Consider the following 6,664-nt stretch of genomic DNA (forward strand, 5'->3'; position numbering starts at 1 on the left):
CAATGACCAATCTCTGGCTAATTCCCGCTTCGAATCCCCTTGCCACTACAAACCTCGCCCTCTCGATGGAAAACGAAATCGACATCGAGATCCGCCACGCACTTCGTGAGCGGGGCATTGAGCAACGATACGCGTGGGGGGCCCAAAGAGGCACCAACGACTCCAACCTTTCAATATACAGAGCGATGCAAGCGGGAGACATATGCTTGTTTTATACAGCGGATCAGAGAGAGGTCGATGAACCTCTCAAAGCTTATCGCTGGGCCGCGCGGATCACCGATTTGTTGGAAGATCACTCTGTAGCCGATCAGGTTTGGCCTCCAGAACAGCCAGGAAAGTCATTCGAGCTGATGTACTTTCTTACCACTCCGGTGAAGATCTACATCACCACCGAACAGCTCTCCCTGCTCATTACAAAGCATGGAGAGAAGTACGCCTCACCGCCGAAGGGGTTCATGAAGCTAGATCAGAGAAATTTGGATTTTGTCCGACATAAATACGGATCTCCTGAAGCCTTTCTGACGCACGTGCTGACCGATCATGGGGAGGAGGACGCTCCTGTTGAGGACTATCCTGATGTCGCACTTGCATCGTCTTTATCTACTGTAGCCCCCATCTTTGTGGACGACCTGTTGTCGGTGAAAACGAAGAGCAAAGGAAAGAGTTCGGTCGTGGCGCAACGCAGATCAAAGTTATCCAAAGAGGTTGGTGATGAAGCTGAGCTTTACATCCTAGAACTGCTACGCGAGGGCAGGGTTCCGGGAGTCATAGCAACCCAGATCCAGCACGTCGCGGATCAAAAGGTTGGATGGGACATTCAGTACTATGACGAGCACGACAACCTCGTGAAGGTAGAGGTAAAAGGTTCTACAGCCTCGAAATTCAGTAACTTTGAGCTGACTATCAATGAACTCAACTGCCTCAAAGAACATGCCAACCTGTATCACTTCTACCTAGTTGGAGGCTGCAGGTCCACGAGCCGAAGAGTCCAAATCATTAAAGACATGGCCAAGCGGCTAGCGGACAACAACGCGGTGGCATCGCCTATCACTTTCAGATTAGAGCTACTTGAATCTCGCTGAGTCTTCTCTTATCGGCACAGATTGTGATGATTCCTCGATACGACGTGAATCATCTTCCCGGTCAGCTCTCCAGCGAGTTGCCCATCAGCCGAGGAGTAGCTGTGGGGGCGGGGCGTAGCTAAAAATTTGGCTTCGGAGATTCTGAAGTTGAGGAGCTTGTTGCTATCCCGCCAGCTCCTTCGGATCGGTCCCGCCCCTGTAATGGTCAACTCGTGTACCGGCCACATTGAGAGATCTAACCAGTTTCTCGACAGGGCCTAGGATGGGTTTGGGTAGTCTCATAAGTCGGGCCTCTCATGTGGCATGAACCCGTTCCCCCAAGCTTGTGACAGAGTCGAAGAAGGTCATCGAAAATTTTGCGCCGTGCGCTGAATTTTTTTGTATCGCAGTTTGATGGACCCGAGGAATTTTGACCCACAGCCAAGGCAATATTTTGCGCAGCTAACAGACCGACGGATGGCATACGGCCATCTATAGCTAGAGTCTGAAGTAAAAGCGCAAGCGAGCGCTTAGTCAGCCTTCATTTTTTACTCGTTTTTTAGCTAAAATCTACGTAATTTACTTTGCTGTGACGGGTCGTTCGGCTATGCTTGAGGACTAGACGAGGTACATTCCTATGATTATTGCTCGTAAGACCATGACGCTGAACCTAACGGAAGCCGAAATGGCTGTGTTGGAAGAGCTGTGTGTCAAAAAGGATCTGACAAAAACGGCTGTTTTGCGGCAAGCTCTGCGCCTGTATCAGGCTGTGGAGGGGCGAGCTGATAACGGGGACAAGCTTTTTTTCGAAGACGACAAGACCAAGATGAAATCTGAGGTGGTGATCCTATGACTTCATCCCCGGTATGGCTACTTGAAGGCGCTTCAGGCAATCCCGTGCCCGCTCAGCTATTCGACAGCATCTTGCTGCCTCACATACAAAGCTGGTCGACTCATTGGCAACCTATCATGAAACAGATCGATATTGACTGGTCAGCCGCTGGTAGAAGCGTTCCTGAAAGCAGTCATTGGGACTGGGAGAACAAATCCAATGTCACTAGAGGATCATTGAACTACCCGTCTTTTTGTATATCAGTGAACGGGGAAACTCAGGGTTTGATGATAGCTGAGTCAGGTAAACCGAGTTACGTTGATGCCCAAAAAGGTAAGCCTTTGTTATATGTGCATTTTATTGAGGTCGCGCCCTGGAACCAAAAGGCACTAGGATTTAATCCGCCTAAATTCCTAGGTGTAGGGTCTCTGCTGATTCGTGCAGCTATTGAGGTAAGTCGGGATCTGGGCTTCAAGGGCAGAATAGGCCTTCACTCTCTCCCTCAGTCTGAGGAGTGGTATGAAGACCGCTGTCACATGACCAAGCTGGGTAAAGACGCTAGCAAGCAGAATTTATGCTATTTTGAGATGACTCCAGACCAAGCCAGAAATTTCTGTGCGTAGGAGTAATATATGAAATTTGATATACCGAAAGAGTGGAGCTTGCGCATGGCTAGGCGCGAGGAGCAAGCCGGTGCACTTGCTCAATTTGGCGCAGGATATTCCGCACCTAAGGATGGTTATGCTGAGGCGTCGCATGCCAACTCCGTTCTAGGCCGATTTGTTCAATTATTAAGACGGAAACGTCATATGACACTTGAGCAATTAGCAACGCAGGCAGATGTTGATATCAGTGAGCTGGTCGAAATTGAAACTGACATATACCATCATCCACAGCCTAGAACCATATATATGCTTGCAGATTATTTCGATTTACCTAAGCCAAAACTGATGGAAATAGCAGGCTTGGTCGTACCTAGGAATAATCAGTTAAGTAACGCGGCCGTGAGATTTGCTGCAAACTCTGGCCCTCTTGTTGAGCTTTCTCCAGAAGAGCAGCGAGCTTTGGAAGAGTTCGTAAAAGAACTTAGCAACTAATCAGAGGCAGGCGCTTACTATGCAGAACATAATACTGAGTCCAAAAACTCAAACTGATATAGATAAGCGCGTTGAACGTGTGCTCCGGGGCTTAGATAATCCGGAGCCACCGCTAAGAATTGAAGATGTGAGAGAATTACTTAAACTGGATCTACAGTTTTATACCGCGAACAACCCCAGCGCTCTCCGGGAAACGGTGAGTAAGATTCGTGTAGGTGCATTGCAAGTATTCAAACGGCCCGAGCTGCTCGTAGATGCAGTCAAAAAATTAAGTCTCAAGGCTTTATATTTGCCGGACAGAAAACGGATCTTAATTGACAGCGACCTTCCCCAGAAAAAACATAGATGGAGCGAGGCGCACGAAGTAGGCCATAGCCTGCTCCCCTGGCATGATGATCTGATGCACGGGGATACTGAGCACACCCTTTCTTTAACATGTCATGATCACATTGAAGCGGAGGCAAACTTCGCCGCAGGCAGGTTACTTTTCCTGCAGGATCGATTCACCCAGGAAGCTTTATCAGTGTCCGCTACAATGTCAGCGGTAAAAGTTCTCCATGGCTCTTTTGGAAATACTTTATCTTCCACGCTGTATCGATTTGTGGAATCCGCCGGACTGGAAAACCCAATTGTAGGAATTATTTCTTGTCATCCTCATGCGTCAAAGCGTCCGATGGATTATGATCCATCGCTACCGTGCAAGCATACTATTCATTCTCCCGCGTTTCGCCAGCGCTTCAAGAAAATAAGTGACATTCATCTTTTTGAGGCGATTTCTAGCTATTGTGGCCCGCAACGAGGCGGCCCACTTGGGCAACGTGAGGTATCGCTATCTGACGATAATGGCGATAAGCACATGTTTATGTTTGAAACGTTCTTCAATCGGCATGATGCCCTCACCTTGGGAGTCTATTTGGGGCCCTCTAATATCGTCGTTCCATCGCCTGGTTTTAGTATTTTCGGTGGTTGATTGTTTTTCTCCCACTTACAAAGCCCCTCTAAGCTTTGGTTTCTGCTTCGTTGCCAGCAAGAGTCATCCTCCTGCCCTAAACTCTTGAGATCATCACTCAATCTTGATGCCCCACCCTCTTAACCTCCGTAACCAATAAGCGGCCACTACTGCTGTTGCCGGAGAAGCATTGCAAAATGGTTCGCAAGCCTTTCGTTCGGCACTTCACGCGTTCGCGTATTAAGCCGGAATCGTGAGCCTGATTAACCGCTTTCGCCGAAGTGCCTGTCTCAGACGATTACTCACCAAGCCATGCACTAAGAGTTCGGTAGAAAGCTTTGGCGTCCTGTTTAAGCTTTTGAATTGAGTATTCCGGACGGGTTTTTCGTCCATGATCAGTCGTCAGCTTAATACCCATAATGTCCTACTCTTTGATGCAGTAAGCAGCCCACCACCAGGCGCTCCGGGGCGTTTCGATGCGCACTGCAAGGTCCTTGTGACGCTGCCTGTAGCCCTTAGCAGGCGCACTTTGAGCCTCTACCACCAATCACTTAGGCTCGATCAAAAGTTCTGCTGCCTCGACTTGGAGAGCGCCTGCCAGCCGCCAGATATTATAAATCGTGACATTTTTCTCACCCCTCTCCAGCATCCCCACATAGGTGCGATGGACACCTGCGCGCTCTGCGAGCTCTTCCTGTGAAAGGTTGAGCTCAAGACGTCTATGGCGAACGTTGGCGGCGAAAACCGACACAAGCGGGCAGTCGTTAGGTTTGATTGGCATGCTTGCAAATGTGTGTGCATGCATACTACGATTCTACATACTATGATTAGCATTTGACTTTTCGACCTGCGCACCCGCAAAAGGAACGCCTCCATGAGCTATCGAACCGAGAGTCTTGCATTCGCGTTTCTCACAGCGCTCAGCATCAATTCTGCCCAAGCAGCTTCAGATGTAGACATTAACAAGCTCACCACCTATGCCGTGATGCTTGGCCGTGCAGCAGGTTGCGGGTTTAGCGTCACTAGTGAAGCGAGCCAGGTTGGTTCCTGGATGGACAGACGATTCAAACCTGGCTCAGCAGATCAGAAGACGTACCTACCAATCTTCATGGCTGGCGTCCGTGAAAACGCAGATCGTCAATCAAAAGGCTTGAGCCCTGACGACTGCAGCACCGTCCGTGAACAGTTCTCGCTCGTTAGATGGCCCTGACAGCCAGATGAATAGCGGCACTCCATTCCAAAAAAGGGTTTTCTGAATGTTTAAAGTTGTAGCTTTGGCCGCATCCACCATGATGCTTTCAGCTGTCGCTTTCGCAGAGGTGAAAGCAGATTGCAGCACCAAAATGAATGGTGAAGCCCGATGCGAGTTCATGAACAGTGGATCGAAGAAAGACAGCGCCTGCGCGGTGATTGAAGTGGTCAGAATTTATGACGCTAAGCTTTACACTCGTCCTTCATTCGGCGGAAAGGGTGCTGCTCTCTCGTCGGAGAAAATCTGTTCGGGGCTGATCGAACCTCAAGACATTCGCGAGCGCACCCCCTCAAACTCGTGGTCGGTGAATGGCACTACCATGAGCCCGATGTCTTTTTGCGAGTCGGATAACCCTTGGGAGAAAGCGCCGATGAACTGCGCAATGACCACCAAAGTGGTTGCCAACTGATCATGAAAATCCGGATGGCGCTACTCGTTCCGCTTTTTATCCTGGGTTGTGCAACCAGCCAATCTGACGTCGAAACAGAGGGTAGACGTCAGGTCTTTGTAGTTGATCAAAAGGTCGGCGATGTTTACTACCGGCTGACCAACTCTCTTGAGCCGGGAACCACTTGTGAAGACCTTTCCGTGACCCGATCCTTTTACTATCCCGAGAGAGACGAGTTCAGTATCTCTTGGGGAGTCCCCCGGCCTTTGGGTGGTGGACCGTTTGTGATTGCGGTGGTCAAGGGTAAAGGCGTTGCCGGAGCCAAAACCGAGGTTACTTATTTGGAGTCGCGGAGCACGTTGCCCGGTGTCTATAACGACGTGAAGAATTTTGTTCGTGGCGGGCATTGCACAAACTCCGGCGCATAACGGGCATTGCGCCCGCAGCTGGCAGCTACTCTCCAAGCCAAGCACTGATATTCTCGTAGAAAGCTCTCGCGTCCTGCGTCAGCTTTTGAGTGGCGTAATCCGGACGGGTTTTTCGTCCACGATCAGCCGTCAGCTCGATACCCGTAATGTCGTACTCTTTCACACAGTACGCAGCCCATGAGCGACCGCTCCGGGGCTTTTCGATATGCACTGCAAGGTTCTTGTAGCGCTGCCTATAACCCTCCGCCAGCGCGCTCCTGAGCGCCTCGGTCACTTCATTTACTTTGTCATCCGGGATGCATAGCGCCCCGTGGATGTGTGCAGGGTGATTTTCTCTGCGACCGGTGTGACTGAATTCAAGGTTGAAGGTCAGATTAGTTTCAATGCTCAGCTTCGCCAAGGTTCGTCTTATGATCGCAGCGAGGTAGTTAGCCGGGCCACGTGGAGCAACCAAAGCAGCCTCAGCCGTCTTGTGATCGAGTCGGATGGTGAGGGTTTTTGAGTCAGGCTTCTCGCACTGATGGAAGATGCCGGCGTTTTGCAAGGTAGTTGTCGCGTCAGCCGTGTTTTTAAGCTGCTATTTTCACTGCCGGCTGCTCCCTCTCTGGGTTGAGTGTGACGGCGCCGATAGGTTGCCAATTTCGCGTTGCACCTGAC

General features: G+C 50.2%; 10 protein-coding genes. 8 read left to right on the forward strand and 2 right to left on the reverse strand.

The genetic code is table 11. The annotated features are described in order from the left end of the window. The first annotated feature begins 2 nt into the window (after positions 1 to 2). The 5 genes from HBN61_RS14840 (at position 3) to HBN61_RS14860 (ending at position 3,960) form a co-directional block, all read left to right on the forward strand. The gene (locus HBN61_RS14840; RefSeq protein WP_170047033.1) at positions 3 to 1,082 is read left to right on the forward strand and encodes a protein NO VEIN domain-containing protein; all 1,080 of its coding nucleotides are present in this window, start codon (positions 3 to 5) and stop codon (positions 1,080 to 1,082) included. A gap of 616 nt (positions 1,083 to 1,698) precedes the next feature. Further along, positions 1,699 to 1,914, forward strand: a complete 216-nt coding sequence (locus tag HBN61_RS14845; protein ID WP_186347889.1) for a transcriptional regulator — start codon at positions 1,699 to 1,701, stop codon at positions 1,912 to 1,914. 116 nt (positions 1,915 to 2,030) lie between these two features. Continuing rightward, a complete protein-coding gene (locus HBN61_RS14850; protein WP_170047034.1) occupies positions 2,031 to 2,516 on the forward strand; it encodes a GNAT family N-acetyltransferase in 486 nt (161 codons plus the stop codon). Between the two features lie 9 nt (positions 2,517 to 2,525). Further along, entirely contained in the window at positions 2,526 to 2,990 is a 465-nt protein-coding gene (locus HBN61_RS14855) for a helix-turn-helix domain-containing protein (RefSeq protein WP_170047035.1), read from the forward strand. A gap of 19 nt (positions 2,991 to 3,009) precedes the next feature. Next, entirely contained in the window at positions 3,010 to 3,960 is a 951-nt protein-coding gene (locus tag HBN61_RS14860) for an ImmA/IrrE family metallo-endopeptidase (RefSeq protein WP_170047036.1), read from the forward strand. A 526-nt stretch (positions 3,961 to 4,486) separates the two neighbouring features. On the opposite strand, the gene HBN61_RS14865 is transcribed toward HBN61_RS14860, so the two are convergent. Further along, positions 4,487 to 4,720, reverse strand: a complete 234-nt coding sequence (locus HBN61_RS14865) for a helix-turn-helix domain-containing protein (RefSeq protein WP_170047037.1) — start codon at positions 4,718 to 4,720, stop codon at positions 4,487 to 4,489. 93 nt (positions 4,721 to 4,813) lie between these two features. Here HBN61_RS14865 and HBN61_RS14870 point away from each other — a divergent pair, with 93 nt between their 5' ends. The 3 genes from HBN61_RS14870 to HBN61_RS14880 are packed head-to-tail and all read left to right on the forward strand — an operon-like array spanning position 4,814 to position 6,007. Continuing rightward, positions 4,814 to 5,149, forward strand: coding sequence for a hypothetical protein (locus tag HBN61_RS14870; RefSeq protein WP_170047038.1), 336 nt, complete (start codon positions 4,814 to 4,816; stop codon positions 5,147 to 5,149). Between the two features lie 46 nt (positions 5,150 to 5,195). After that, complete coding sequence (locus HBN61_RS14875) at positions 5,196 to 5,600, forward strand: hypothetical protein (RefSeq protein WP_170047039.1); 405 nt, start codon at positions 5,196 to 5,198, stop codon at positions 5,598 to 5,600. A gap of 14 nt (positions 5,601 to 5,614) precedes the next feature. Next, positions 5,615 to 6,007 carry a hypothetical protein gene (locus HBN61_RS14880; RefSeq protein WP_170047040.1) on the forward strand — a complete coding sequence of 131 codons (393 nt, stop codon included), beginning with the start codon at positions 5,615 to 5,617 and terminating at the stop codon, positions 6,005 to 6,007. A 25-nt stretch (positions 6,008 to 6,032) separates the two neighbouring features. Here the strand turns inward: HBN61_RS14880 and HBN61_RS14885 are convergent, their stop codons facing one another. Beyond that, a complete protein-coding gene (locus tag HBN61_RS14885) occupies positions 6,033 to 6,551 on the reverse strand; it encodes a hypothetical protein (RefSeq protein WP_262498777.1) in 519 nt (172 codons plus the stop codon). Positions 6,552 to 6,664 lie beyond the last annotated feature (113 nt).

Origin of the sequence: Pseudomonas sp. WS 5071, assembly GCF_012985765.1 — a bacterium.
GTDB classification, from domain to species: domain Bacteria; phylum Pseudomonadota; class Gammaproteobacteria; order Pseudomonadales; family Pseudomonadaceae; genus Aquipseudomonas; species Aquipseudomonas lundensis_A.